At 60.9% G+C, this 25,480-nt stretch carries 27 protein-coding genes; 4 read left to right on the top strand and 23 right to left on the bottom strand.

Annotated elements, in window-relative coordinates:
• Positions 1–2: 2 nt before the first annotated feature.
• Together ACFOEV_RS01170 and ACFOEV_RS01165 are read right to left on the bottom strand one after the other, a co-directional pair.
• A complete protein-coding gene (locus tag ACFOEV_RS01170; RefSeq protein ID WP_386770758.1) occupies positions 3–953 on the bottom strand; it encodes a Bug family tripartite tricarboxylate transporter substrate binding protein in 951 nt (316 codons plus the stop codon).
• 188 nt (positions 954–1,141) lie between these two features.
• Positions 1,142–1,888 (bottom strand): FadR/GntR family transcriptional regulator, encoded by a 747-nt coding sequence (locus tag ACFOEV_RS01165; protein ID WP_386770756.1) that lies wholly within the window; start codon positions 1,886–1,888, stop codon positions 1,142–1,144.
• A gap of 124 nt (positions 1,889–2,012) precedes the next feature.
• Here ACFOEV_RS01165 and argE point away from each other — a divergent pair, with 124 nt between their 5' ends.
• Together argE and ACFOEV_RS01155 are read left to right on the top strand one after the other, a co-directional pair.
• Complete coding sequence (gene argE / locus ACFOEV_RS01160) at positions 2,013–3,170, top strand: acetylornithine deacetylase (RefSeq protein ID WP_386770754.1); 1,158 nt, start codon at positions 2,013–2,015, stop codon at positions 3,168–3,170.
• A 61-nt stretch (positions 3,171–3,231) separates the two neighbouring features.
• Positions 3,232–4,029: a FadR/GntR family transcriptional regulator gene (locus ACFOEV_RS01155; RefSeq protein WP_386770752.1), complete on the top strand. Its 798-nt coding sequence runs from the start codon at positions 3,232–3,234 to the stop codon at positions 4,027–4,029.
• A gap of 49 nt (positions 4,030–4,078) precedes the next feature.
• Here ACFOEV_RS01155 and ACFOEV_RS01150 read toward each other — a convergent pair whose 3' ends face one another.
• The 7 genes from ACFOEV_RS01150 to ACFOEV_RS01120 form a co-directional block, all read right to left on the bottom strand.
• The gene (locus ACFOEV_RS01150) at positions 4,079–5,890 is read right to left on the bottom strand and encodes an IlvD/Edd family dehydratase (RefSeq protein ID WP_386770751.1); all 1,812 of its coding nucleotides are present in this window, start codon (positions 5,888–5,890) and stop codon (positions 4,079–4,081) included.
• A gap of 18 nt (positions 5,891–5,908) precedes the next feature.
• Positions 5,909–6,802, bottom strand: a complete 894-nt coding sequence (locus tag ACFOEV_RS01145) for an SMP-30/gluconolactonase/LRE family protein (protein ID WP_386770749.1) — start codon at positions 6,800–6,802, stop codon at positions 5,909–5,911.
• An 11-nt stretch (positions 6,803–6,813) separates the two neighbouring features.
• On the bottom strand, positions 6,814–8,559 hold the full coding sequence (locus ACFOEV_RS01140) for an IlvD/Edd family dehydratase (protein ID WP_386770747.1): 1,746 nt from the start codon (positions 8,557–8,559) through the stop codon (positions 6,814–6,816).
• A 27-nt stretch (positions 8,560–8,586) separates the two neighbouring features.
• Entirely contained in the window at positions 8,587–9,615 is a 1,029-nt protein-coding gene (gene araH, locus ACFOEV_RS01135) for an L-arabinose ABC transporter permease AraH (protein ID WP_386770745.1), read from the bottom strand.
• Between the two features lie 182 nt (positions 9,616–9,797).
• A complete protein-coding gene (gene araG, locus ACFOEV_RS01130; RefSeq protein WP_386770743.1) occupies positions 9,798–11,291 on the bottom strand; it encodes an L-arabinose ABC transporter ATP-binding protein AraG in 1,494 nt (497 codons plus the stop codon).
• Between the two features lie 59 nt (positions 11,292–11,350).
• Positions 11,351–12,346, bottom strand: coding sequence for an arabinose ABC transporter substrate-binding protein (locus ACFOEV_RS01125; RefSeq protein ID WP_386770741.1), 996 nt, complete (start codon positions 12,344–12,346; stop codon positions 11,351–11,353).
• Positions 12,347–12,469: 123 nt separating this feature from the next.
• Positions 12,470–13,690, bottom strand: a complete 1,221-nt coding sequence (locus ACFOEV_RS01120; protein WP_386770739.1) for an aldose epimerase family protein — start codon at positions 13,688–13,690, stop codon at positions 12,470–12,472.
• A 177-nt stretch (positions 13,691–13,867) separates the two neighbouring features.
• On the opposite strand from ACFOEV_RS01120, the gene ACFOEV_RS01115 reads away from it, so the two are divergent.
• Positions 13,868–14,830 carry a LysR substrate-binding domain-containing protein gene (locus ACFOEV_RS01115; RefSeq protein ID WP_386770737.1) on the top strand — a complete coding sequence of 321 codons (963 nt, stop codon included), beginning with the start codon at positions 13,868–13,870 and terminating at the stop codon, positions 14,828–14,830.
• A 16-nt stretch (positions 14,831–14,846) separates the two neighbouring features.
• On the opposite strand, the gene ACFOEV_RS01110 is transcribed toward ACFOEV_RS01115, so the two are convergent.
• The 13 genes from ACFOEV_RS01110 to ACFOEV_RS01050 form a co-directional block, all read right to left on the bottom strand.
• On the bottom strand, positions 14,847–15,896 hold the full coding sequence (locus ACFOEV_RS01110) for an EscU/YscU/HrcU family type III secretion system export apparatus switch protein (RefSeq protein ID WP_386770735.1): 1,050 nt from the start codon (positions 15,894–15,896) through the stop codon (positions 14,847–14,849).
• 44 nt (positions 15,897–15,940) lie between these two features.
• Positions 15,941–16,756: a type III secretion system export apparatus subunit SctT gene (gene sctT / locus ACFOEV_RS01105; RefSeq protein WP_386770733.1), complete on the bottom strand. Its 816-nt coding sequence runs from the start codon at positions 16,754–16,756 to the stop codon at positions 15,941–15,943.
• A gap of 12 nt (positions 16,757–16,768) precedes the next feature.
• Positions 16,769–17,038 (bottom strand): type III secretion system export apparatus subunit SctS, encoded by a 270-nt coding sequence (sctS, locus tag ACFOEV_RS01100; RefSeq protein WP_016418399.1) that lies wholly within the window; start codon positions 17,036–17,038, stop codon positions 16,769–16,771.
• Between the two features lie 5 nt (positions 17,039–17,043).
• Entirely contained in the window at positions 17,044–17,700 is a 657-nt protein-coding gene (gene sctR, locus ACFOEV_RS01095; RefSeq protein ID WP_386771215.1) for a type III secretion system export apparatus subunit SctR, read from the bottom strand.
• A complete protein-coding gene (gene sctQ, locus ACFOEV_RS01090) occupies positions 17,693–18,769 on the bottom strand; it encodes a type III secretion system cytoplasmic ring protein SctQ (RefSeq protein WP_386770731.1) in 1,077 nt (358 codons plus the stop codon). The genes sctR and sctQ overlap by 8 nt, the downstream gene beginning before the upstream one ends.
• 20 nt (positions 18,770–18,789) lie before the next feature.
• A complete protein-coding gene (locus ACFOEV_RS01085; protein ID WP_386770729.1) occupies positions 18,790–19,266 on the bottom strand; it encodes a hypothetical protein in 477 nt (158 codons plus the stop codon).
• Positions 19,263–20,612: a FliI/YscN family ATPase gene (locus tag ACFOEV_RS01080; RefSeq protein ID WP_386770727.1), complete on the bottom strand. Its 1,350-nt coding sequence runs from the start codon at positions 20,610–20,612 to the stop codon at positions 19,263–19,265. The genes ACFOEV_RS01085 and ACFOEV_RS01080 overlap by 4 nt, the downstream gene beginning before the upstream one ends.
• Complete coding sequence (gene sctL, locus ACFOEV_RS01075) at positions 20,609–21,202, bottom strand: type III secretion system stator protein SctL (protein WP_386770725.1); 594 nt, start codon at positions 21,200–21,202, stop codon at positions 20,609–20,611. Before sctL ends, ACFOEV_RS01080 begins: the two co-directional genes overlap by 4 nt.
• Positions 21,199–21,864 carry a hypothetical protein gene (locus tag ACFOEV_RS01070; RefSeq protein WP_386770723.1) on the bottom strand — a complete coding sequence of 222 codons (666 nt, stop codon included), beginning with the start codon at positions 21,862–21,864 and terminating at the stop codon, positions 21,199–21,201. Before ACFOEV_RS01070 ends, sctL begins: the two co-directional genes overlap by 4 nt.
• Positions 21,861–22,610: a type III secretion system inner membrane ring lipoprotein SctJ gene (sctJ, locus tag ACFOEV_RS01065; RefSeq protein WP_386770721.1), complete on the bottom strand. Its 750-nt coding sequence runs from the start codon at positions 22,608–22,610 to the stop codon at positions 21,861–21,863. Before sctJ ends, ACFOEV_RS01070 begins: the two co-directional genes overlap by 4 nt.
• A 57-nt stretch (positions 22,611–22,667) precedes the next feature.
• Entirely contained in the window at positions 22,668–23,096 is a 429-nt protein-coding gene (locus ACFOEV_RS01060) for a hypothetical protein (protein ID WP_386770719.1), read from the bottom strand.
• An 83-nt stretch (positions 23,097–23,179) separates the two neighbouring features.
• Positions 23,180–23,365, bottom strand: a complete 186-nt coding sequence (locus ACFOEV_RS01055; protein ID WP_386770717.1) for a hypothetical protein — start codon at positions 23,363–23,365, stop codon at positions 23,180–23,182.
• A gap of 24 nt (positions 23,366–23,389) precedes the next feature.
• Positions 23,390–24,157 (bottom strand): hypothetical protein, encoded by a 768-nt coding sequence (locus ACFOEV_RS01050; RefSeq protein WP_386770715.1) that lies wholly within the window; start codon positions 24,155–24,157, stop codon positions 23,390–23,392.
• Between the two features lie 37 nt (positions 24,158–24,194).
• On the opposite strand from ACFOEV_RS01050, the gene ACFOEV_RS01045 reads away from it, so the two are divergent.
• Positions 24,195–25,031, top strand: a complete 837-nt coding sequence (locus ACFOEV_RS01045; protein WP_386770713.1) for a tetratricopeptide repeat protein — start codon at positions 24,195–24,197, stop codon at positions 25,029–25,031.
• An 8-nt stretch (positions 25,032–25,039) separates the two neighbouring features.
• Here ACFOEV_RS01045 and ACFOEV_RS01040 read toward each other — a convergent pair whose 3' ends face one another.
• Complete coding sequence (locus ACFOEV_RS01040; protein ID WP_386770711.1) at positions 25,040–25,465, bottom strand: hypothetical protein; 426 nt, start codon at positions 25,463–25,465, stop codon at positions 25,040–25,042.
• Positions 25,466–25,480: the final 15 nt, after the last annotated feature.

Genomic DNA, 25,480 nt, shown 5'->3' with positions numbered 1-25,480 from the left:
GATCAGTCGGCCGCTTCGAGAATCGGGCCGTAGGCCTCGCTGAGGGCGCCGATGGTCTCGTCGACCTCGTCACCGGTGATGTACTCCATCACGAAACCCAACGGCTCCTGCTTCTCCGCGATCCGGCGATTGGTTTCGGCGAAGGCATCCTCCAGCACCTTGATGACCTCGTCCGGTGTTCCCGCTGGCGCCGCGACGCCACGATAGGCGCCACCGACGATATCATAGCCTTGCTCCTTGAAGGTCGGTGCATCGGGCAGCGCCGGCACCCGCTCCTCGGATGCCACTGCCAACACACGCGCCCGATCCTCCATCTGTACGCCGAGCATGGTGTAGTTGAACACGCCGCTGACGTGGCCGCCTTCCAAGGCGGCGGGCAGGGGCCCGGTGCCGGTGAAGGGGATATAGGTCACGTCGATATCGGCTTCCCGCTCAAGCCGCAAGGCTCCCAAGTGGTTGGCGCTATAGGTGCCACTTCCCCCCAGGGTTACTGCCTGGGGGTTCTCCTTGGCATATTCGATCAGATCGTCGAGGGTCTCGAAGGGGCTGTCAGCCGGCACGATCAGGGCATTGGGCGTGGAGTGGAAGAAGGTAATGATTTCCCAGTCGTCGGTCTCGAAGCCAGCATCCGAGCGCTGGATCGGCTGGCCTATGATATGCGGGATGTTGACGCCGATGATCTCATAACCATCCGGTTCGGCATTGTTCTGGAATTCGCTCCAGGCCACGGCCCCGCCGCCGCCGGGACGGTGGGTCACGTTGACACTCACGCCCAGGATCTCTTCCAGGATGGGCTCCTGGAAACGCGCGGTCACGTCGGACTCACCACCGGGGTTGAAGGGAATCACATAGGTGATGGGCTCTTCTGGATAGTCGGCCTGGGCGGCACCGGCAAACCCCAGAATGGCGATCGCCGACAGTGCGCCTGCCAGCTTGGTATAGGTGAACGTCATGGCATGCTCCCGATATCGTTGTGATTGTATCGTTCTCGGCAATCGGGCACGCCATCGGTCATTGGCAAGCCCCGAATGCCAAGCCAACGCTCTGTTATCGTCGAGCGCGGAGATCCCTTTTGAAGCTAGCGCACTTGTAAAAGTTGTCAAACTCAAATGATATTTTGTTTTAAAACAGCAAATTACACTCAACCCTCGAATACACGCCGGCGTGAATTGCCTAGATGCTCACGCATGCACAGGCTTGCAGCTTCCGCATCACCGGCGAGAATACTGTCATGAATGCGCTGGTGCTCGTCCTGAACTTCGGGCAGATGATGAGCAGGACGGCGCAGGCCTAGCCCCCGGGCCAGGTTCTGCCCATAGGTGATCGATTCCTTGAGTGACAGCAGCGTATCGGAGAAGAAGCGATTGTGCGTCCCCTGGGCGATGGCCAGATGGAAGCCGAAATCGGCATCGACCCCCAGGGCATTGTCGCGAATGCGTTGCTCCAGCAATGCCAGCGCCTGAGTGATGGCCCGCTTATCCTCGGGGCCGGCATTGAGAGCCGCCAGCCGCGCCGACTCGGCTTCCACGGCAATGCGAAACTCGAAGCACCGCTGTATGTCGGCCAGGCTCTCCAGCGGGGCAAAATCGAGCATGGCGCGATTGGGTCTCAGGCATACGAAGCTGCCGGCGCCGCGATGCGAGCGAATCAGGCCATCTTCACGCAATCGGGCCAAGGCCTCGCGAACGATGGGACGCGAAACCCCATGCAGTCGTGCCATGGACTCCTCCGACGGCAACCGCTCGCCTTCGCCGAACTCGCGTTTGATGATGCGGTCAACGATATCGCCATAGACACGGTCGCTTAACTTGCATGTCCGCCTCCTGGCCTCTCCGGCACAGGCGAATGCCTTGCGACGCTTGGCATCGGAGTCGTTGCGAGTCGTCATGGAGCTGGCTCTCCCAGTCGGTTTTCTACAACATACTCCAGATGCCATTGGCATGACCAAGGCACGGACCGTGTTAGGCTGAGAGGCAGTCGCCTGCCACGCTAACAGCCGAGGACACCCCAGGATGAAGACACCCGCACAACTGCTCGAAACCCTGGTGGGCTTCGCCACCGTCTCCCGTGATTCCAACCTCGAGCTGATCCGCTTCCTCGAAGGCTATCTCGACGAGCATGGCGTACCCCATCAGCGTATCGAAAACGACGACGGCACCAAGGCCAACCTGCTGGCCCGCATCGGCCCCAAGGTCGAGGGCGGCGTCGTGTTGTCAGGGCATACCGACGTGGTGCCGGTGGATGGTCAACCGTGGTCGAGCGACCCGTTTACCCTGGTCGACAAGGGCGACGGCCGCCTTTACGGTCGCGGTACCTGCGACATGAAGGGGTTTATTGCCTGCGCCCTGGCCCAGGTGCCGCATTGGGTACAGCAGGATCTCACCCGGCCCATCTACCTGGCCTTCTCCTACGACGAGGAAGTGGGCTGTCTGGGCGCGCCACGCCTGATCGAGCGCCTGATGGCCGACCACCCCCGCCCCGCCGCGGTGATCGTCGGCGAACCGACTATGATGGCGCCGGTGGTGGCGCAAAAGGGCATTACCAATCTGCGCACCACCGTGACCGGGCGTGCCGCCCACTCCAGTCAGGTCAACCAGGGCGTTTCGGCGATTCACGTGGCGGCGCGGCTGGTGACGAAAATCGAGGACATCATGGCCGAGCGGCGCGAGGAGGGCCGCATCGACGAGGCCTTCAACGTCGCCCATTCCAGCCTCCACGTGGGCAAGATCCAGGGTGGCACAGCGATCAACATCATGGCTCGGGAGTGTCATTTCGACTGGGAGATCCGCCACTTGCCGCAGGACAGTTTCGACGAACTGTTCGCGCGCGTCACCACCTTCGCCGATACGCTCGAGGCCGAGTTCAAGGACCGCGCTCCCGATGCCGGCATTCACACCGAGCGGCTGACCGTCACCGTGCCGGCACTGGCCGACCGCGACAATGCCGCAGCCCTGACGCTGTGCCATGAGCTGATGGGTCAGCACCGCAGCGAGGCCGTGGCCTACGCCACCGAAGCCGGCCAGTTCCAGGGTGCCGGGCTGTCCACAGTGATCTGCGGGCCCGGCAGCATCGCCCAGGCTCACCAGCCGGACGAATACATCGACCTCGAGCAACTCGAGGCCGGCGCCAGATTCATGGAACGCCTCGGGGAAAGGCAGCGTCACGGCTAGGAAAGCCGATGAGATCGAATGCAGCGTCGGACGTTGGTCGGATTGCCCAAATGTTCAACATATGACAGCTTATGTGCAAACTCTTTGGGACATCGCATTCGTGAAGGACAAGCAGCTCAAGACACCACCACGCCCCAGCGTCGCCGACTTCCTCGCCGAATCCATCTTCTCCGGCCGCTATCAGCCCGGCGATTTCGTGCCCAAGGAAATCGACCTGTGCGAGCAGTTCGGCATCAACCGCTCGGCGGTGCGCAGCGACCTGCGACAACTGGTGGATGTCGGCATCATCGAGCGCATTTCCGGTCATGGTTCCAAGGTGCGGGAGTACGCGGAATGGAACATCCTCGACCCCACCGTCACCGATTGGATGACCCGCTATGCGGCACCGAACCCCAAGGTCCAATGGGAAATCCTGTCCTTCCGCCTGGATGTCGAGCCCTATGTCGCGATGACCGCCGCCAAACGCGCCACGGCACGTGATCTGGTGGCCATCGAGGAAGCCTTCGAGGGCATGGCACGGCATCTTTACCACGCCCCCTCCCTCGAGGAACGCCGCCTGCACAGCGACTATGATGTCGCCTTCCATGCCGCCATTTTCAAGGCGACCCACAATATCGTCTGGGCCCAGCTCTCGCACATCCTGCGGCCTTCCATCTACCTGTTGATCTCGATGTCCAATGTCAGCACCTCGGACCCGGAGGCCAGTCTCGAGCGGCATCGCCAGGTGATGGAAAGCATTCGCGCTCGCCGCCCCCGCGAGGCCTTTCTGGCGGCCCAGGCGGTGCTCGAGGGCACGGCACAGGCGTTGGGCATCGAACCCGGCGAAAGCACGCTGGGGCGGGATCCAGGCCTGGTCTGACTGCCTCTTCGAACGGGCGGTCGTTCAGCGAAATCCGTTTATCCGGACCTCAGTGGTTGTCGCGCGGCGGGCTACGCCGTGCCACGTCGCGGTATTTGGTGGCTGGTTTCAACGTCATGCCACGATCGAGCGGTTCGATCAGCGTGCGCTGGATTTCCTGCCAAGGGGTCTGATGGTCGGGATACGGATAGCCGCCTTGAGCCTCGAGGCGCTGGCGGCGTGCCGCGAGCTCGGCGTCGTCGATCAGCACCCGCACCTCGCCCTGGCGCAAGTCGATGCGCAGCCGGTCGCCGGTCTCGAGCAGCGCCAGTCCACCGCCGGTGGCGGCCTCCGGCGAGGCATTGAGGATCGAAGGTGATCCCGAGGTCCCCGACTGGCGGCCATCACCCAGGCAGGGCAAGGACTCGATGCCGCGCTTCAGCAGGGCCTCGGGGGGCTGCATGTTGACCACCTCGGCGCTGCCCGGATGGCCGACCGGCCCGGCCCCGCGCATCACCAGGATGGTGGTTTCGTCGATATGCAGGGCGGGATCGTCGATACGCGCATGGTAGTCCTCAGCACCGTCGAACACCGCCACCCGGCCTTCGAAGGCCTCCGGGTCGTTGCCGTCGCTAAGGAAGCGTTGACGAAAATCGCTCGAGATGACGCTGGTTTTCATCAGCGCCGAGTCGAACAGGTTGCCCTTGAGGTTGAGGAACCCGGCGTGCTCGACCAAGGGGTTGGCGTAGCGCCGTATCACCTCGGCGTCCAAGGTCTCGCGGCCTTGGGTGTTGGCGGCAAGCGTCTGGCCGTTGACGGTCAAGACATCGCCATTAAGACGCCCGGCGATGAGCAGCTCATGGAGCACCGCCGGCACCCCGCCGGCACGGTGGAACTCCTCACTGAGATAGGCGCCGGCCGGCATCACGTTGGCCAGCAGCGGGATCTCGTGGCCGAGGCGCTGCCAGTCATCGTTGGTCAGTTCGATGCCCGCATGACGGGCAATGGCATTGACATGCACCGGCGCGTTGGACGAGCCACCCAGCGCCGAGCACACCACGATGGCGTTCTCGAAGGTGGCGCGGGTCAGGATGTCACTGGGGCGCAGGTCCTCCCACACCATCTCGACGATGCGTTCGCCGGTTTGATACGCCACCATGGCGCGCTCCTTGTAGGGTGCCGGAATCATTGCCGACCCGGGCAGGCTCATGCCGAGCGCCTCGGCCATCGAGTTCATGGTCGAGGCGGTGCCCATGGTGTTGCAGTGGCCGATGGAGGGTGCCGAGTCGGTGGCTCGCGACAGGAACTCGGCGTAGTCGATGTCACCGGCGGCCAGGCGCTTGCGCAACTCCCAGATGAGGGTGCCGGAGCCGACCCGCTCGTCTCCACGCCAGCCGTTGAGCATCGGCCCGCCGGAAAGCACGATGGCCGGAATGTTGACCGTGGCCGCGGCCATCAGGCACGCCGGGGTGGTCTTGTCGCAGCCGGTGGTCAGCACCACGCCGTCGAGCGGATAGCCGTGCAGCACCTCGACCAACCCCAGGTAGGCCAGGTTGCGATCCAGTGCCGCGGTGGGCCGGCGCACGTTCTCGTGAATCGGGTGCAGCGGAAACTCGAACGGCACCCCGCCGGCGGCGCGAATGCCGTCCTTGACCCGCTTGACCAGCTCGATGTGGTGGCGGTTGCACGGGGTCAGGTCGGAGCCGGACTGGGCGATGCCGATGATCGGCTTGCCACTGGTCAGTTCCTCCTGAGTGATGCCGTAGTTCAGGTAGCGCTCGATGCACAATGCCGTGGTGCCCGGGTGCTCGGGGTTGTCGAACCACCAGCGCGAACGCAGTTGGTCTGGGTTGCTCCTTCTGTCAGTCGGTTGACTCGTCATGGCGGGATCCTGGAATCGTCAATATTCAGGGGGCATCCGATAGGCTGCCGGCATCGCGCCTCTCACGCCCGGCACTACCCGGAACAATCCCCCGGCCAGCCCCTCTTCGTCGCGCTCCAGGGCGGCGGTGGTGATGAACAACTGATCCAACTGCGGCCCCCCGAAGGCGCAAGACGTTACCCGCGAGGCCGGCAGCGGCAGGGTCTCGTCCAGAGCACCATCGGGCCGGAAGCGACTCAGGCGACCGCCGTCCCAGTGTGCCACCCATAGCCCGCTCTCGGCATCACAGGTCATGCCATCGGGGAAGCCCCGGGTCGCGTTGAAGCGAACATGCTCCCGCTTGTTGGACAATTCGCCCTCCGGCGAGAGATCGAAGGCGTAGATGACGCCGCGTGGCGTATCACTATGATAGAGGGTGGCGCCATCGGGGCTGATGGCGGGGCCATTGGCGACCCGGTAGCCAGTATCCATGCGCACCAGGCCGCGCGAGTCCAGGCGATACAGCGAGCCACTGGGACGCGCCGCGTCGTCATCCATGGAGCCGAACCACAGCCGGCCGCACGTATCGACCTTGGCATCGTTGAAGCGGTTGCCTGCCGGCTCGCCACCGGGCGTGGCCCATTCGGCGACGATCTTCGGCCCGTTCTCCGTCAATCGCAAGTGCACCAGTCGCGAACGCAAGCCGGCGATAAAGCCATCGCCATCCTCCCGTGCCGCCAGCCAGCAACAGGCTTCCTCCAACGCCCAGCCATGCGTATCGCCGCTGGCCAGGTCGTAGGCATGCAGGCGTGCCGCCAGGATATCGACGAATACCAGCCACCCCGCGGTGCCGAGCGAGGGACACCACAAGGGTCCCTCGCCGAGCAGTGCCCGACCGCGCCACAGGCATTCGATCTGCGATGCATCCACCATCGTGCTCGACCTCAGTGCGAATGCCGCGGCACCTCGGCGCCGCGCTTGCCGACCAGGAAGTCGAAGTCGCAGCCCTCGTCGGCCTGCAGCACGTGCTCGATGTAGAGCTGACGATAGCCACCGTCGCTGGCGATGCGCTGCGAGGCTGCGGTGGGGTCGCTTTCCGCCAGGCGTGCCGCGAGTTCGGCGTCGCTGATATCCAGGTGCAGCCGACCGGCGTCGCAATCGAGCTCGATCCAGTCGCCGTCGCGCACCGCGGCCAGCGGCCCTCCGGCGGCGGCTTCGGGCGCCACGTGCAGGACCACAGTGCCGTAGGCGGTGCCGCTCATACGCGCATCCGAGATGCGCACCATGTCGGTCACCCCCTGCTCGAGCAGTTTGGCGGGCAGCCCCATGTTGCCGACCTCGGCCATGCCGTGATAGCCGCGTGGGCCGCAATTGCGCATCACCAGGACACTGTCGGCATCGACGTCCAGGTCAGGGTCGTTGATACGCGCCTTGTAGTGATCGAAGTCGTCGAAGACCACGGCCCGGCCGCGGTGCTGCATCAACTCGGCGCTGGCCGCCGAAGGCTTGAGCACCGCGCCACGCGGCGCCAGGTTACCGCGCAGGATGCAAATGCCACCATCCTCGCGCAGTGGGTTGTCCAGTGGGCGGATCACCTCGTCGTCGTAGAGCGGCGCCTCCTGGACGTTCTCCCACAGCGTCTTGCCGTTGACGGTCAACGCGTCCTTGTGCGGCAGGCGATCGGCCTCGCCCAACCGGCGCAGCACTGCCGGCAGGCCGCCAGCATAATAGAACTCCTCCATCAGGAAGCGTCCCGAGGGCTGCAGATCGACGATGGTCGGCGTGCCGCGACCGATGCGCGTCCAGTCGTCGAGTTCGAGATCGACGCCGATGCGGCCGGCGATGGCCTTGAGATGCACCACGGCGTTGGTGGAACCGCCGATGGCGGCGTTGGTGCGAATGGCGTTCTCGAAGGCCTCGTGGGTCAGCACCTTCGAAAGCCGGAGGTCTTCGTGGACCATCTCGACGATGCGCATGCCGGACAGGTGCGCCAGCACGTAGCGCCGCGAATCCACCGCCGGAATGGCCGCATTGTGGGGCAGCGAGGTACCCAGCGACTCGGCCATGCAGGCCATGGTCGAGGCCGTGCCCATGGTGTTGCAGGTGCCCGCCGAGCGCGACATCCCGGCCTCGGCGGCCATGAAGTCATGCATCGAGATCTTGCCGGCCTTGACCTGCTCGGAAAGCTGCCAGACCACGGTTCCCGAACCGATGTCCTTGCCCTGGTGCTTGCCGTTGAGCATCGGCCCACCGGTGACCACGATGGTCGGCAGATCGCAGCTCGCCGCGCCCATCAGCAACGCCGGGGTGGTCTTGTCGCAGCCCACCAGCAGCACCACCGCATCCATGGGGTTACCGCGAATCGCCTCCTCGACGTCCATGCTCGCCAGATTGCGGGTGAACATCGCCGTCGGACGCAGGTTGGACTCGCCGTTGGAGAACACCGGGAACTCCACGGGATAGCCACCGGCCTCCAACACCCCTTTCTTGACGTGCTCGGCGAGCTTGCGGAAGTGCGCGTTGCAAGGCGTCAGTTCCGACCAGGTGTTGCAGATGCCGATGATCGGCTTGCCTTGGAATTCATGATCGGGAATGCCCTGGTTCTTCATCCAGCTGCGGTACATGAAGCCGTTCTTGTCGGCACTGCCGAACCACTGGGCGGAACGCAAAGGACGCGAGCGATCGGTCATACGGGAAGTCTCCTGCAAGAAAGCGAATCAGGCGCGCTGGCGTCGGGTCTGCTTCCAGCGGTCGAACATCACCGCCAGTAGCAGAATGGCGCCACGCACCAGGTACTGATAGAAGGTCGGCACATTGAGCAGCCCCATGGCGTTCTGGACACAGCCCATGATCAGCACCCCGACCAGCACGCCGGTGATCGAGGCGACGCCACCGGACAGGGCCACGCCACCCAGCACACAGGCCGAGATGACGGCCAGTTCGAGGCCCATCGAGGTATTGGGGTCGCCGAGCCCCATGCGCGAGGTCAGCAGCACACCGGCGATGCCGGCGACGACCCCTTGCAGGCCGAAGACGATGATCTTGAGCCGACGCACATTGACCCCGGCCAGGGCCGCCGCCTCGGGATTGCCGCCGGTGGCCAGCACGTTGCGACCGAAGGCGGTCATGTTGAGCAACACGCCGAAGATCACGAAGCAGACGATCATGGTCCACACCGGCAGCGTCAGCCCCAGGAAGGAAGCGCTGCCCAGGTCGAAGAAGCCCGGCACGGTGATCATCACCGCATCGCCGCCGGAGGTGATGTAGGCCAGGCCACGCACGAACTCCATGGCGGCCAGGGTGGCGATCAGTGAGTTGATGCCGAAGCGGGCCACCACGAAGCCGTTGAAGGCACCCACGGCCCCGCCGGCCACCACGCCACCCAGCACCCCGATGACGACACTGCCGGACGTCGAGGTCACGACCGCCGCCACCACGCCCGCGAAGGCCACGATGGAGGCCACCGACAGGTCCACCTCACCCAGCGCCAGGACCATCATCATGGTGGTGGCGATGGTGCCGATCAGGGTCACCGAGAGCAGCAACCCGACCATGTTGCGACCGGTCAGGAAGTCGGGAATGAACACGGACAGTGCCACGAACAGCACCACGAAGATGGCGATCAGCCCGGAGGTATCCAGCAGGGTACGCAAGGGCTTGACCAGCCCCTGACGCCCTCGGGGCTGACCTTGTGAGGATAGGGCTGCGGATGTGCCGTCGCCCTGAGCAAGTTTGTTGGTCGTCATGACGATGTCTCTTTCACGGTTTGTTGTCTTGGAACCATTAAGGAAGCGCTGATTTATGTCACGAGCGATGAGAGGCTGGTCGCCGCCGGAGCGCAGCAACCGGAGTTGACTGAGTGCTCAATGAGGATTGCGAGCACCACCGGCGGCCAGACTATCGAGCGCAGTAATAAATCGGGGTTTCCTTAGGCGGGCAAAGCCAGCCCCAGCAGTCGCTCGGGAGTCGCCTCGTCACGCGGCACGATGTCGACCAGCGCGCCATCGCGCATCACGCCGATGCGATCGCAGATCGAGCTGACCTCGGCCAGGTCGCTGGAAATCACCACCACGCTCTTGCCTTGGTCGGCCAGGTCGTAGAGCAGGGTGTAGATATCGCGACGGGCGCCGACATCGATGCCCCGCGTGGGCTCGTCCATGACGAACAGTTCGATCTCCTCGGACAGCCAGCGGGCCAGGATCACCTTTTGCTGGTTACCGCCGGACAGGGTGTTGATGCGCGTCTTCGGCCCCGGCGTCTTGATGCTCAAGCGGCGGATATAGTCCTGGGTATTGGCGAGTTCGCGACGCGGGTTGCGAAAGATGCCCCAGCGTTTGAAAAAACGCCGACAGCTGACATTGAGGTTGTCGGTCACGCTGGCGACGGGAAAGATCCCCTGCGACTTGCGGTCCTCCGGACACATGGCGATGCCGGCACGAATGGCCTCTGCCGGGCTCTTGAAGCGCCTCGCCTCACCACCGAAACGCACCTTTCCCGAGCTAGGCGTTTCCACGCCGCAGACCAGTCGCATAAGCTCACTGCGCCCGGCACCGACCAGCCCGAACAGGCCGAACACCTCGCCGCGCCTGACCCTGAAGCTCACCGGCGCACTCAGACCGCGTCCGACGATTCCTTCGATATCGACCAGCGCCTCGCCCGGCTCCCGCGGACGGTAGCCATAGACGTCTTCGATATCCCGGCCCACCATCTCGCTGACCAGGGTGTCGTGGTCGAGGGCATCGAGGCTGTCATGCGTGCGGATGTGGCGGCCGTCACGAAACACCGTGACCGCGTCGCACATCTCGAAGACTTCCTCCATGCGATGGGTGACGTAGAGCACCACCCGCCCTTCGTCGCGCAGGCGCTTGACGATCCGTTTGAGCTGGCGGGTTTCCTGTACCGACAGGCTGCTGGTCGGCTCGTCGAAGGCGATCACACGGGCATCACGCAACAGGGCACGGCCGATCTCGATCATCTGCTGTTGGCCGATGGACAACTCACGCACCTTGGTCGAGGGATGAATGCCCTCCTCCCCGAGGTCCTCGAGGATGCGTAGGGCCTGTTCACGCAGCCGCCGGCGATCGATGAACCCCCGCTTTTCCGGGAGTTGCCCGAGCAGCAGGTTCTCGGCCACCGACAGGTTCGGCGACAGCGTCAGTTCCTGGTAGATGATGGCGATGCCCTGGCCCAGAGCCTCCCGGGCATTGGAAAACACATGGCGCTCGCCATCGATCCATAGGGCGCCTTCGGTCACGCGGTTGACGCCGCTGAGCACCTTCAGCAGGGTCGACTTACCGGCGCCATTCTCGCCCATCAGCGCGTGCACCTGCCCGGCGTGGACGCCGAAGCTGACACCGTCGAGGGCACGCACGCCGGGAAATTCGACGCTGATGCCATCGAAGCGGAGGTAGGGTTGAGACATGATCATGGACTCCTGCAGACGAGCAGAGCCCGGGCCTGTCGCGGCCCGGGCACATTGGCTCACAGACCGAGCTCTTCACGCACCGCTTCCCAGTTGTCACGGGTCATCAGGGTGCCGCTGGTTTCGGTATTGGCGGGCGGCTTCTCGCCCTCGGTGATCCAGGTGTAGAGGTCTTCCGCCGTCTGGCGACCATGCATGGTGGAGCTCACCGCCACGGTGCCATGGAAGCCGGTCGGGTTTTCCCGCGAGAACTCGGCGAAGGCGGCACCCGAGCCGTTGATCCCCACGCCGATCACATCCTCGGCCTTGAGACCGTACTGCTCGCTGGCCCGCACGCCGCCGAGCACGCTCTCCTCGTTGAGCGCGTAGATGACCCAGTGTTCGAAGTCCCCGTTCTTGGAGATCACCGGCGAGGCGGCCGAGAAGGCACTGCTGGTGTCGGTGTTCTGCTGTGGCGCATCGAGGATATTGTCTTCGGGGAACCCCCACTCCAGCAGCGCGTCGGTGGCACCGTCGGTGCGCTCCTTGGCGGTGGGCAGTTCGTAGTTGGTGATCCGCAGCGCGGCGACCTCCTGTGGATCCCAGCCTCGCGCCTCCATCTCGGCAGCGATGGCCTCGCCGACCTGCTGACCGATCTTGTAGCCGGACATCCCGAGGTGAGGCACGTCTTCGATAGGCTCGCCATCGCTGCCCACGAAACGATCGTCCACGGTGACCACCTTCATTCCGTACTGATTGGCACGGTTCATGATCGCCGGCCCCAGGCGGACATCGGGGGGACAGATGACGAAGCCCTTGGCCCCCTGGGAATTCAGGTTATCGATGGCGCTGAGGACCTGCTGGCCGTCCTCGCCCGCCAGTCTTACCACTTCGAAGCCCATTTCCTCGCCGAGCTCGGTCGCGGCACGTTGTTCGTTGATGAACCAGGCTTGCTCGGGCTTCTTGACGATAAAGCCCATCTTGACGTCATCGTTGGCGGCCTGTGCCGAGCCGAGCGTGCCGAGTGCCAGGCTGACACCAAGGGTCAGTCGAGTGAACGTAGAGGTGAATGACATAGGACGTTCTCCTGAAGTCGTGAAGGACTTTGTTGTTGTTGAACATGGCGTGGCTTTGGCTACCCAGAGCCGTGTCTCTGGTTTCCATTAAGGCTTGTCTAAATGATTGGCTCCCGACGGCCCTCACGGGTGAGATTCCAGGCCCTTCTGCGCGGAGAAGGCATAAACCGTGCGTGAACGATAGGTGTCACCCGGTTCAAGAAGCGTCGAGGGAAAGTCGGCCTGATTGGGTGAGTCGGGAAAATGCTGGGTTTCCAGCGCGAACCCAGAGCGGTGCTCATAAGCTTGACCGCGTTTCCCGATCAGGTCGCCGGCAAGGAAATTGCCCGAGTAGAATTGCAGACCCGGTTCGGTGGTGGCGATTTCCAGCAGTCGCCCACTCTTGGGCTCCCATACGCGGGCGGCAAGCACGGGCTCATCACCAGACGTTGCCCCGTCTGCGATGACGAAGTTATGGTCATAGCCCTTGCCGAACACCAATTGCTCATTGTCCTGTTCGATACGCTCACCGATCGCAGTCGGCGCGGTAAAGTCGAATGGCGTGCCAACGACCGGGCGAATCTCGCCGGTAGGAATCAGCGTATGGTCCACCGGGGTAAAGGAATCGGCATTGATGAGCAGTTGATGGTCGAGGATGCTGCCGCGGCCCTCCCCCTCGAGATTGAAATAACTGTGCTGGGTGAGATTGACGGGTGTGGCCTTGTCAGTCGTTGCACGGTAATCGACGATCAACTCATCGGCATCGGTCAGGGTGTACGTTACCTGGGTTTCCAGGCTACCTGGATAGCCTTCCTCGCCATCCTCACTGGCATAGCTCAGGACAAGCCCCGCCCCTTCGTCATTGTCGAATGGCTCCGCCTGCCATAGCACCTTATCGAACCCTTGGTCGCCTCCGTGCAGGTGATTACTTCCGTCATTAGTAGCCAATGCATGGGTTTCCCCGTTGAGCGAAAACTGACCACCGGCGATACGATTCCCATAGCGCCCGATCAGCGCCCCGAAATAAGGGTTGGCCTGGCGATATGTATCGGAGAGGTATTCTTCCAGCGAATCGAAGCCCAGCACGATATCGTCGAATTCGCCATGGATATCGGGTGTTCTCAACGAAACGATGATGCCGCCATAGTTGATGACACGCATCTCGATGCCGTTGGTGTTGGTAATTCGGTAAACATCGATCTCACGACCATCGGGAAGTTGGCCAAATGCCGACTTTTCGATGGCCCCACTACTCTCGCCGGCAGAGGTACCGGTACCATCGTCACTGGCCTGCGCTCCATCCAACGTCAGAACAGCAACGCCAGCACTTAGCGCCAAGCATGAGAATGTGGAAGTAAGTGACATGATCCTCTCCTTTGCCCCCAATCCTGGGGATTGTTGTTATCGGTAACGACGCCCTCGTCATTCGTCACTACGGGATGCACGCCATACGTTAGCCAGGGATTCTCATAACCAACCAATCCCAAAACTCCCAACTTTTGATATGCTTTTATATATCAACTAACCAAGAGAGCCGCTTTCATGGGTGTTCTGGCCGACGACTGGTTTCTTCGCGTGCGACTAAAGTTGCGCCATCTACAGCTATTCCTGGCCCTGGATGAGCAGCGCAACCTGCATCGCGCCGCTGCCCGGCTCGGGATGAGCCAGCCGGCGGCCTCCAAGTTGCTTGGAGATATCGAGTCTCATTTGGGCGTGAAGCTTTTCGACCGCCATGCCCGAGGCCTGACCCCCAACTGGTACGGCGAAATCATGGTGCGCCATGCCCGTACCATGCTCTCGGAGTTGCATCACACCGGCGAAGAACTGAACGCGCTGCGTGAGGGCAATGCCGGGATGGTCGCGGTTGGTACCGTGATGGCCCCGGCCGTCACTTTGCTGACCAGTGCCATCGAACGGGTGCACCGCGATCGTCCGGGACTCAAGATCAGTGTCGACGTGGACGTCAGCAAGGTATTGGTCCCGCGTTTGCTGGAAGGAGAATTCGATTTCGCCATCACGCGAATTCCGGCCGGGTTTCCGACCGAGCGCTTCGTGTTCGAGGAAATCGGCGAGGAAGACATCTGCTTCGTGTGCCGAGAGGGACATCCCCTGACGGGACGCTCCCCCCTCACCCTGGAGGCCATGGCGGCCTACCCCTGGTCGCTGCAGCCGCCCGGCGCCCTGATGCGCCAGCGAGTCGACAGCCTGTTCCTTTACCACGGGGTATCCCCTCCGCCGCAGATCGTCGACACCCCGGACGTGCTGGTATCCCTGGCACTGGTCGATAAGTCGGACACCATCACCGCCACCACCCGCGAGGTGGCCGACCTGCTATGTGCCCCGCAGCGCTTTCGCATCCTCCCCTTGCGTGAGGCACTCAGTGTCCAGCCCTACGGCCTGGTGAGCCTACGCCACCAGCGTCTGTCGCCGGGCGCCGGCGCCCTGATGAGCACCTTGCGGGAAATCCTTGCCCACCAACGCGAGACGAGCGGGACTCCCCTTTGAAGCCCCGCAGGAAGTGCTAGATAAGCTTGGCCGCAACCAATAGATCGGCCATCGACTGAAAGGTATCGTTGGGTATCGGATCACCATTGCCGGTGCGCTTGCCTATCCTGCTGGCCAATTCACGATTATCGACCACGGGAATATGGCGCTCTTTGGCTTCTTGTAGAAGCTTGGTCGAACGTTCGGGGCCTGCCTTGCACACCATAACCGGCACCGGTGTCTCCCCTCGCACGTAGCGGATACCCACCACCCAGTCGCCGGCGGCACCGATCATGACCAAGGCATGTTGCAGGCCCACCTGCGAACTGCGGGAATGTATGTCACGTCGCTGTCTCCGGCGTTCACGCCTGATTTCTGGATCACCGTACATATCCTTGCGCTCACGTTTGTGCTCGGTCTTGGTCATGCGCTGATCGCGCTGGAACAGCCAGCGTTGCATCTTCACATCGAGCAGTCCAACGACCAGAAAGGCGACCAAGGCAGTGATGACCAAGGGTTCGAGAAGTGTCAGGAAAACCCCCTCGAGGCAGCCAAAGCCACAGCGAGAGGATTCCATCAACATTTGCAGAGCCAGCCGGCAAACCACCACGAATGCGACGGTAAGAGATACCATCTTGATCAGTGACTTGATGAATTCGATGATCCCGCGGGCAGAGAAAATACGCTTGAACCCTTCGGCGGGATTGATGCGCTCGAATTTGGGCTTTATTGGATCGACGGAGAACACCATGCCGCGCGTGATGATGATATTGGTCAATATCACGGCAACAATGGTAATGAGGATAATGGGAAGTATCGAGAACATGATGACCTCGACACTCGCTGCCATCAGGCGCGGCCATACCGTATCGAAGGGTTCCTGATAAAGGCGTGTTGTAAGGCTGATCAGCCCTCGGATACGGGTTTCGATAGTACCTGCTTGAGCAACGAGATAGAGCGTACATCCGAGCATGACGATGGCGGTGACCATATCGGAGCTTTTGTCCACCTGCCCCTTCTTGCGTGCGTCACGAAGCTTTTTCTCCGAGGGCGGTAGCGATTTTTCTTCACTGGGTTGGTCACTCATGATGGATACCCCACTTCCATTGGAATCATCGCCGGGCGAAGGTATTACAGCATCGAACGGATCAACGTCTCGAACTGCCGATAGTGCTCATCCAGCGCATCCAACCCGCTATACATCTGCGGTACCAGAAACACCAGGTAAACCAGCATCAAGAAGGTGAACAATAGATTCTTGATCGGCAGCGAGAGAATGAATACGTGAAGATTGGGAGCCATGCGTGCCAAGTAAGCCATCATGAGATCGGCAACCAGCATGGCAATAACCAGCGGCGCGACCATCAGCACGCCGATACGCATCACTTGGTCGAGCAGGCTGAGCAAGGCCAGCGCAGCTTGTGTCTCCAGCACCGGTATGAAGGCGTCTACCGGCCATAGTGAGTAACTGCGATAGAAACCATCGAGCAGTGCCATGAAGCCGCCGGTAATGAAAAACAGTGCCACTAGCGTGATGACCAGCAAGGTACTGGTAACGCCGGATTCGGTACTGCCCATCGGGTCGAGCAACTGTCCCATGGTCGAGGCGCGCTGCAGATCGACCAGCTCTCCAGCAACCTCTGCTGCCCAGAACGGGATACCGAATACCAACCCGATGACTACACCGATTATCACTTCCTTGATCAGTAGGGCAATGAGCGTGAAGTTCGATGTAGTCCCCATCGTTGATAGTGTCTCGAAGATGGGGGGCACCATTGGAAGCGCGATGGTCACGGCAACAGCGGAACGTATCAAGCCTGTCAGGCCCAGGCGGTTGAACGCCGGCGTAATCAGAATCACACCCAAGGCTCGTGCCATACCGATGGCTGCCGCCATGATCAGCGGATAGGCCAGCTCGGTCAGTATTCCAAAGATTTCGCTAATCATCTCGACCAGAGCCTAACGTGACCAGACGGCAAAATTATCCAACACCTGATCCGTCAAGTTGACGAGTTGTCCCGCCAGCAGCGGTCCCGCCAAAATCAGCACCAGAAACACGACGATGACTTTGATCGATTGGGGTAAGGACTGGTCCTGGATTTGCGTCAATGCCTGCAGCAAACCGATACCGAAGCCGATCACAATGGCAGTCAGTAGTGCTGGTGCCGAGAGCAGCAATACCGTCCATAGGGCGTTCTGCATCAGCGAGAGGAAGATATCATCCGTCATCGGCGCTACCCTCCATAGCTAAGAATCAACCCGTGCATCAGACGTGACCAGCCATCGACGGCAACGAACAGAAATATCTTCAAAGGGGTCGAGATCAGTGGTGGTGCCATCATCACCATGCCCATGGCCATCAATACGTTCGAGACGATCAGGTCGATGACCAGGAACGGCACATAGATCAGGAAACCGATCATGAAGGCACGGGTGAGTTCGGACGTCACAAAGGCAGGAATCAGCACTACCAAATCATCGCTTTCGACATTTTCACGTGCTTGCTCCGACCAGATATTCTGAGTCGCATCAAGGAAGAACGCCCGCTCACGCTCATTGGCGTACATGGATAAGTATTCCTTGAGCGGCTCGCGTAGTGTAATGCCGATCTCCTTGATGTCCTCCACACTTTCCACCCCCCCAGGGCTGTTCTCGAATTGGTAATATATTTCGCCCACCAAGGGTGTGGTGATATATACCGTCAAGATCAACGCAATGCCGTAGAGCACCAGGTTGGGAGGCGTTTGCTGCACACCCAGGGCGTTGCGGATCAAAAACAACACCACGGCGATCTTGAGAAACGAGGTCATGCTTACCACCGCCAACGGCAATAGCCCGATCGTGGCGCCGACGAGCACCATCCCAATCAGGTTGGGACCAACTTCATTCATCAGTGGCAAGCCTCACGATCTGCACACCTAGGCCGTCGCCGATTTCCACCAGCCGGCCACGTCCCATGCGTCGGCCATTGACCACGATGTCTACGGCTTCCTCCATCGGTCGCGACAAGGGCAGTACGCTGCCTTGGTCCAGCTCACGCAGTTCGCCGAGCGAGAGTTCGAGCCGACCTAATTCGCATACCAACCGCACAGGTAGTTGGTCCAGTTGGGCGTCGTCCATGCTCGATCGAGCGGTCTTCGAGGTTTTGCGATTAGCGGTGGCATCCGAAGATGACTGGGCCATATTGAAGTCTCCACGGGTCTGAGCATATGGCGGAGATAACAGGCGAACTCCGCCGTGGTGAGAGTCGACGTCGGCGAGCAACCAGCCGCCGATCACCACTGCCATGCCTTGCGCCGGCCTCTCGAGCATTACCACGTCGCCCGGTGCCAGGTGACGGAGTTCGGCAAGTGCCAGGTCTTGGTGACCGGCGATCCACTGCAATGGCCACGGCACGGCAGGGCAAGGTTTCGGCGTTGGTGAGCAGTGTGAATCCAGTAAGGGCAATAATGCGCGGGCAGTAGTGACGGTCAGCGAAAGTGACAAAGCATAGTTTCTTCCCCCGGTTTCCAGCCGCAGCGGCAAACGAATGGGGAAAGAGTCTGTCGCGGTTATGGTGTCGTCGTGCAAGCGAAGCGAACGACCGAGTTGTGCTTCAAGAGGCTCGATCCATTCCAGCAGCGCGTATTCCAGCCACAAGGCGCGCAGCTCGGGGGAACACATCTCCAATGGGCGATGCAGTGCCAAGTGCTCGGTCAGCACTGCCAAGGTGTCTGGGCTGATTTCCAGCGTCGCGGGTTCTCCACCGATGGTGAGTCCGAACGTCAAAGGTTGCGAGATTGACGAAAGGTCGTGATGGCGATGGCATGACAATGTGCGATCGCCGAGCGAAAGCACTAGCGACGCTCGTGGGCGATTCAGGGCATTCAGCGTGGTGACGCTCTCCGGGGCAATACGTGTCAGCCGAGGGGAGGTGAGCCAGGTCGTATTGACTTGGGTCGCATGGTCTTCGTTGCCCACGGATAGTTCGACTCCTGTCATCAGCGCCCCCCTCTAGGGGTTTCGTCTTCCAGGTCCAACTCGGCGCGTCCCTCTTCGGCGAGTCGATCGATACGGCGACGACGTTCCAGCAGCATTTCCAAGGCTTTTCTGGCGCGTACCTGATGTGCCCACCTACTGGCGCGCTGGTCACGTTCGGCAAGTTGATGATGATATTCGTGATCGGCGGCTTGACGGGCCTCGCTCAGCTCGGCCTGGCGCTGATAGTGATCGTCGATGGCTTGGCGGACCTGTTCCAGCTTCAGAGCCGACCATGACGACCCTTGCATGGCATCGAACAGTGCTTGTTCCTGGCGATCGAAGTCGTGCTGCTGGTCGGAAAGCTGAGCATCCAGTGTCGAAATGCGCTCGGCCTCGGTCTGGCAATGTCGCTGCTGTTCGACCAAGGCCAATTCGGCTTTCCGTTGGCGCCGTTCGCGCAGAGTCATCAGCCGTTCGAGTCGTTGACGTTCGTTCATGACACGATCTCGCTCATGCGTCGTTGCGTCTCTTCTATGCTGCTGGCCTCATTGTTGGGCTGGCGCAGAAAGGCTTCGATAGCGGCATGCTTACGAACGGCTTCGTCGGTGCGTGCATCGCTGCCCTCGCGATATTCACCGACCTGGATCAGCAGTTCGATATCGTTGTAGCGCGCCAATAGATCACGCATCTGGCCAGCGTGTTGGCGATGCTCACTCGATGCCACCGCTTCCATTAGCCGACTGCGGCTGGCAAGTACGTCGATGGCCGGGAAGTGATCACGACGCGCCAGGTCGGCACTGAGCATGATGTGGCCGTCGAGGATCGCTCGGGCCTCTTCCGCCACAGGGTCGAGGGTGCCATCGCCTTCGGTGAGTACGGTGTAGAGTGCCGTGATGCTACCGCTGGGTCCTGGTCCGGCGCGCTCCAGCAACCGTGGCAGAGCGGCGAAGAACGAGGGGGGAAAACCACGCCGGGTTGGTGGCTCTCCGGCAGCCAGGCCAATTTCGCGTTGCGCGCGGGCGAAACGGGTAATGCTATCGACCAGCAGCAACACGTCGCGGCCCTGGTCGCGAAAGTATTCGGCCACGCTGGTGGCGACCATGGCCGCTCTCGCGCGCTCGATGGCGGGACGGTCGGAAGTGGCTACCACGCAGACTGTACGGCGACGCGCCTCGGCGCCCAATTGCACTTCCAGTAGCTCACGCACCTCGCGCCCGCGTTCGCCGATCAGCCCCAGCACGATGACATCCGCTTCGCTGCCGTGCACGATGGCAGAGAGTAGCGATGACTTGCCGACACCGGGTTCGCCGAAAATTCCCAAACGCTGACCGCGAGCTACGGTGAGCAGGCCGTCGATGGCACGAATACCCAGCGACAAGGGGTGCTGGATCAACTGGCGCGATAGTGGCTCGGGCGGTTCGGCATGCACGGGATACTCGTTCAACGCGCCGTCATCGGGGGCTGGTGCTCCGTCCACGAAGGTGCCCAGCGGACTGACGACACGACCGAGCAATGCCTCGCCCACGGGAACTCCCTGAGGCGCGCCGGTGGCGATCACCTCGGCGCGGGTCGACATGCCTTGCAGGTCTCCGATAGGGGAGAGAATGGCATCTTCGTCTTCGAAGCCGATCACCTCGGCCGCGACACGACGACCACTGAGGGGGTCGCGCAGGAAGCACAGCTCCCCGATACCGGTGCCGCCAACGCTGGCATGCACCAGCAGCCCACGAATGCGTCGTACGCGGCCATGCACCGGGCGTAGCTCCGCCTGGGCGACACGCTCTTCCAGGCGTGGCAGCAGTGACTCGAGTTCGATATCGGGCATGACGTCGCTTGGGCTCATGGTGATGTCTCCGACTTGACGGCGAGCGCCCGACGCAGTGCGTTCAACTGCGCATCCAGCCCGACATCGACTACCGCGACTGGGCTAACCAGCAAGCATTGGTCAGCTTTGAGCTGGGTGTCGCTTTCGACGCGACAGGGCGGCTGTCCACTCTCCTCGCCCGCAGCCAGCAGCGACTCGACTTCTGACATCCGCTCTGGAGCGACGCGCACGGTGACGGCCATATCGTGGCGATACTCGCGCAATGCCTGGCGTACGCAGCGACTGATCAGTTCGGTATCGTCGAATTCCCCCAGGATGCGGCGTACCATTTGCAGGCACAGATCGGCCATCGATTGATCCAGCCCGCTCAGATAACGCTCCACGCGCCGAGTTGTTCGGGTCAGTAGCTCGGTAGCCTGGGCTTCGCCCTCGCGGCGACCTTCTTCGAAGCCCTCGGCATATGCCTTGGCGGCCGTGCGACGAGCTTCGGTCTCGACCTCGTCGGCATGCTGTCGCACCCGCTCGAGAAAGGCATAACCGTCGAGCCATGCCTCCGCTTCCTTGGCACGCAAAATGGTCTTGCCAGGGCGCGTCGGGAGCTCGTTCATACCGGCTCCTCGGCTGGGTCGTCGAGGATGACTGCCGCCGCACGACGGATGATAGCGACGCCGTGTTCGCGGACTTCCGGAGAGATATCGGCATCGGCCAAGCGTGGATCGCTGGCCAGCCCCAAGCGTAACCAGGCCGCTAGCTCGGCCGGCTGCTGCGCCAGCCATATCGCCAGGCAGGCGACACCGTCACGTAGAACGGCATATTCCAGAGCATCATCGTCGGTGTAAGGGCCTTGATGAATCGCCAGGTCGCGATTGGCCAGTGCGGTGACGAAAGAAGACTCGCCGAAGCGCTGCTTGAGCTCGATGACACGGGGGGCACGAATTTCGCGTACGAAGGCCATGGCATGACAGATCATGCCGCTGTATTTCACCAGGATATCTCCGGCATTGGGTGACAGCAGAAACAGGGGGAGATCGTCTTCGCCGGGTATGGGAAGCGCATCGGGAGATGTCAACCCATGCTGCTGGATCAGCCGCTGCGCCAACCGCTGCCGAAAGCGTGGATGGCATGCCAGCGACTGCTGGGTGGCTTCATCCGCTACGTCACCCAGGCAATCGCACAACCAGCGCAGTGCAATGCAGCGAGTCGGTACAGCGACGAAGGCCTGCCACCTATCATCGCGTGAGGGCGTCTTGGCCGATGCATCGGCACTCATGGCGGCGTCTCCAGTTCATAGGTACCACGTCGGCGCTGTCGCCATACCATCCAACCCACCACGCCAGCCAATGCCAGCACCAGCACGATCAGGAGGCCGAATATCCACCCCGCACGCGCCACGCTGGTAGCCGGCATGGTGATGCCGAGGAAGGAACTCAGCATCTGCGGAGGCGTTTCTTCCTGCACTTCCAGCGTCACTGCCGCGACTGGTACCACCGAGACATTGTCATAGGTAAGGCCTGAAATGCCGTTGGCGACCAGGGTCTTGACGCGTGGAATCAGTGGGTCGATGTCGATCGTCGGGGAATAACGCATGAAGACCGAGGCCGATGAAGGCGTGCTGTCTTGTGCCATGAGGTCGTTATCGGGCAGTACCACGTGAACGCGTGACGAGAGCACACCATCGATCTGTGACACGGTATGGGAGAGCTCTTCACTGAGCGCATAGATCATCTGCGCGCGTTCCTGAACCGGGGACGACACCAGGCTATTGTTCTCGAACACCTTGCCGAGATTGGAGAACTCTTCTTCCGGTAGCCCGAGACGGTCGAGAATACTCACCGCTTCGGAGAAACGGCTTTCGTCGACGGTGACGGTCATCAGGCCTTCTTCCTGGGCTACCCGTTTGGCGGGAATGCCATGACGCGCCAGCGTGGCCACCATGATATTGGCTTCACGTTCATTCAGGTCGGTATAAAGCTCCGTGTCACACGCTTGCAGCAGCAAGGCCATGACCATCGTCATCAGCAGTTTACCGATAACTAAACAGGGCGATTTCTTTTGATAAGTTGTCAACAAAGGTTAGCCTCGCATCAGCATCTTGACGCCCTCTGCAGGTTTAGGGGCCACGCTGAACACAAACGTCACCGCACCTATCTCACCAAGTACTTGTTTTATTGTTCCTGCGTCAAGTCCTTCGATCATGCGGTCATACTGTGCATCACTAAAATCCTCTGCTGTATCATTATCGACCTCAGTGGCTGTGGTCTGTGCATCTTTGAAGCTAGCTACCATCTGTGTCGAATTAGTGTTCAAGCCATGCCCTTGGATGGAGAAATTTTGCATCAAATCGAAGATACCTTTTGCCCCTTCCAAGGCATTGGACGTGAATTCCCCAGGAGTAACGGCCTGTAGTGTACTACTAGCGTTTTGTGCCATATGTTCGAAAATATTTTGCGATGCTAACGATTCCTGAGTGGAATGATTAGCTGGCACCGGCATAGGATCCATGCTTGTTGGTATCGGAGAAGTCATAGGTCACCTATAGCGATTCGATATACTGCAATGAGCAATATGGTTGGCCGGATAGTCAATCAACCTTCCTTGAGAATATCCTGGAGCATATCCCTGCCATAGCCCATCATGTACAACCCGAACATGGACTCATAAGCGGCATTAACGGCCTCCTCGAAGGCTTGCTCATCGCCAGATTGTTGGGTGGTATAGTCGGGCTTTTGGGTTTCAGTATTATTGGGTGCTTCCGTAGGTTGGATAGCCATGACACATCTCCTTTGATATTGCTGTCATTCGGAAATCTGGGTTTTTGTCGAAACGCTGCCACGAAATACTCTGACTTCTCTGCTTCTTGTCGGGGTTGGCTGGCGCAAACGATCAACGCGCCGTGCCACGCTCTCGATCCATGCTGGTGGCCCCCAGGCCTGGAGTGCCGCGTTTCCATCGATCAATCTGGCTCGCAGCGGATCTCCGATCCGTGATTGGTCGATCGCCTCCATCAATCGATCCGCGTCAATGCCTTGTAGCTCGAACGTGCGCTGGATCATTTCCTGGCGTGTGGCAACATGCAGTACGCCGCCATCAAAGAACCACGCCAGACCATTGGCCGAGCTGACCTGATCGAGAAACTCCTCAGCCGTACCGTTGCGGATATTGCCACGCACACGCCCTCGAACTTGAGGGGACATTTCTACCGGCAAGGATAGATTGCGGCCAAATTCCGTCAGGACATCACGTACATCCTGCTCGACGATGACATAGTGGTAGTCTTTAGCCAGCCACTCATTTCCCTCCCAGCGGGGATCACCAATGGCCAGCGCCGATGCAGCCCATACCGACATCCCCATGCTGGTCATGAGTGTCACGACAGTGAAACGGCAAATGCGCAAGATCCCTGATGCGAATCGGTGTCGCATCGTCGCCTCGAACAGGAGCCGGTGCGAATCATGCGGAGCCTGATGCATCCGCAATATTTCGCCCCCATGAATCGTTGACGTTTTCTTGAATCGATGACTCAATGATAGAAACTCGCGACTAAAATTTTCATGAATTAACATCCCTTTTTGTACTTCTTACGTTAGCTAATGAAATAACATGTTATTCATTCCCATGTGGGCTTCATCCGGAAGTCCAACACAAGGAGCTCTACTGGTGATGCGCCACTGCATATGCGTTTTTCTCCTGTTGTCCTGTTTGGCACTGGCGGCCTGTGCAACGCCAGTTCAGCCAACCGATGAGTCTCGTTTGATATCCCTCGCGGACGACATTGCCCAACGAGGTGATTACGCCACCGCCGCCGCCATGTATGAACGTGCTGCGGAAGTGTCGGGCAGCAGCCTTGATATCAATGTCCGGCTTGGCAAGGCTCGGCTCGCTGGTGGCGATCCCCAAGGAGCGGTGTCGGCTTTTCGCGCCGCACTTGCCAGTGATATCGACAATACCGAGGCCTTGTTGGGGCTGGGATCTGCCCAATTGCAACTCGGCAAGACCGAAAGCGCGGTGCGCAATCTGCAAAAGGCAGTACCTGAAATCGACACCCTATCTGCCTGGAGTCGGCTGGGGGTTGCCCATGCATTGTTGGGCCAAGAACAGGCCGCGAAGGATGCCTTTTCCCAAGCCGTATCGTTGGCTCCGAATGATCCCGATACCCTCACCAATCTGGCGCTGGCGCAATCGCTGGCCGGTGACAATGCCGAAGCGGTAGCCCTGATGCACGATGTCACCGCTTCGCCACTGGCCGAGGAACGCCACTTCCGCAATTTGATCCTGGTGTTGGTAATGGCCGGTGACACGGACCAGGCAGCAAGTATCGATATTCCCGACATGTCCTCATCACTCCGTCAGTCGTTGATCGAGCAGGCTCGGAACATTCGTGACCTTCCCACTCCTCGTGATCGTGCCCAGGCCATGGGGCTGGCCATGGCCAATTGATCTCGCTTCTACATGTCACTTGTAGTGGCGTAGTTGGTTGAGCTGCTGGCTTCCCCTTCGAGTTTCTGGCGGCGGGCATTGGCCCGCTCACGGTTTGCAAGACGTTCCTGGGCGGCATTGGCGACGGGCCCTGCCCGTGCCGGCCCCATCTCCCTGCCATGCAATAGATCGCGGGGGCGCTCGACCATGAATTGCAGATTGAGGTCGTTGGCACAGCCGGGCGGCAAGGTCACGATGCCGGTCTCGCCAGGTTGCGTTCGACAGGCGATGGGGGAGATCGATTGACGTAGCGAGGCTTCGTTGCCTGCCTGCGCAACACCGGTCGCGCGATAGCCCGTTTCCCAGGACATTGGCCCGAGTGACGATGAACAACCGGTCAACAATGCCAAGAAGGGAATCAACGGCCACGCTTGTCTGGTGAATCGATGGGTCATTGTTCTCACTCCAGC

This window comes from Litchfieldella rifensis (assembly GCF_042646605.1).
In the GTDB taxonomy this organism is placed as follows: Bacteria; Pseudomonadota; Gammaproteobacteria; order Pseudomonadales; family Halomonadaceae; genus Litchfieldella; species Litchfieldella rifensis.
The sequence above is the reverse complement of the archived record's forward strand: the minus strand, read 5'-3'. Positions and strand labels throughout refer to the sequence as shown.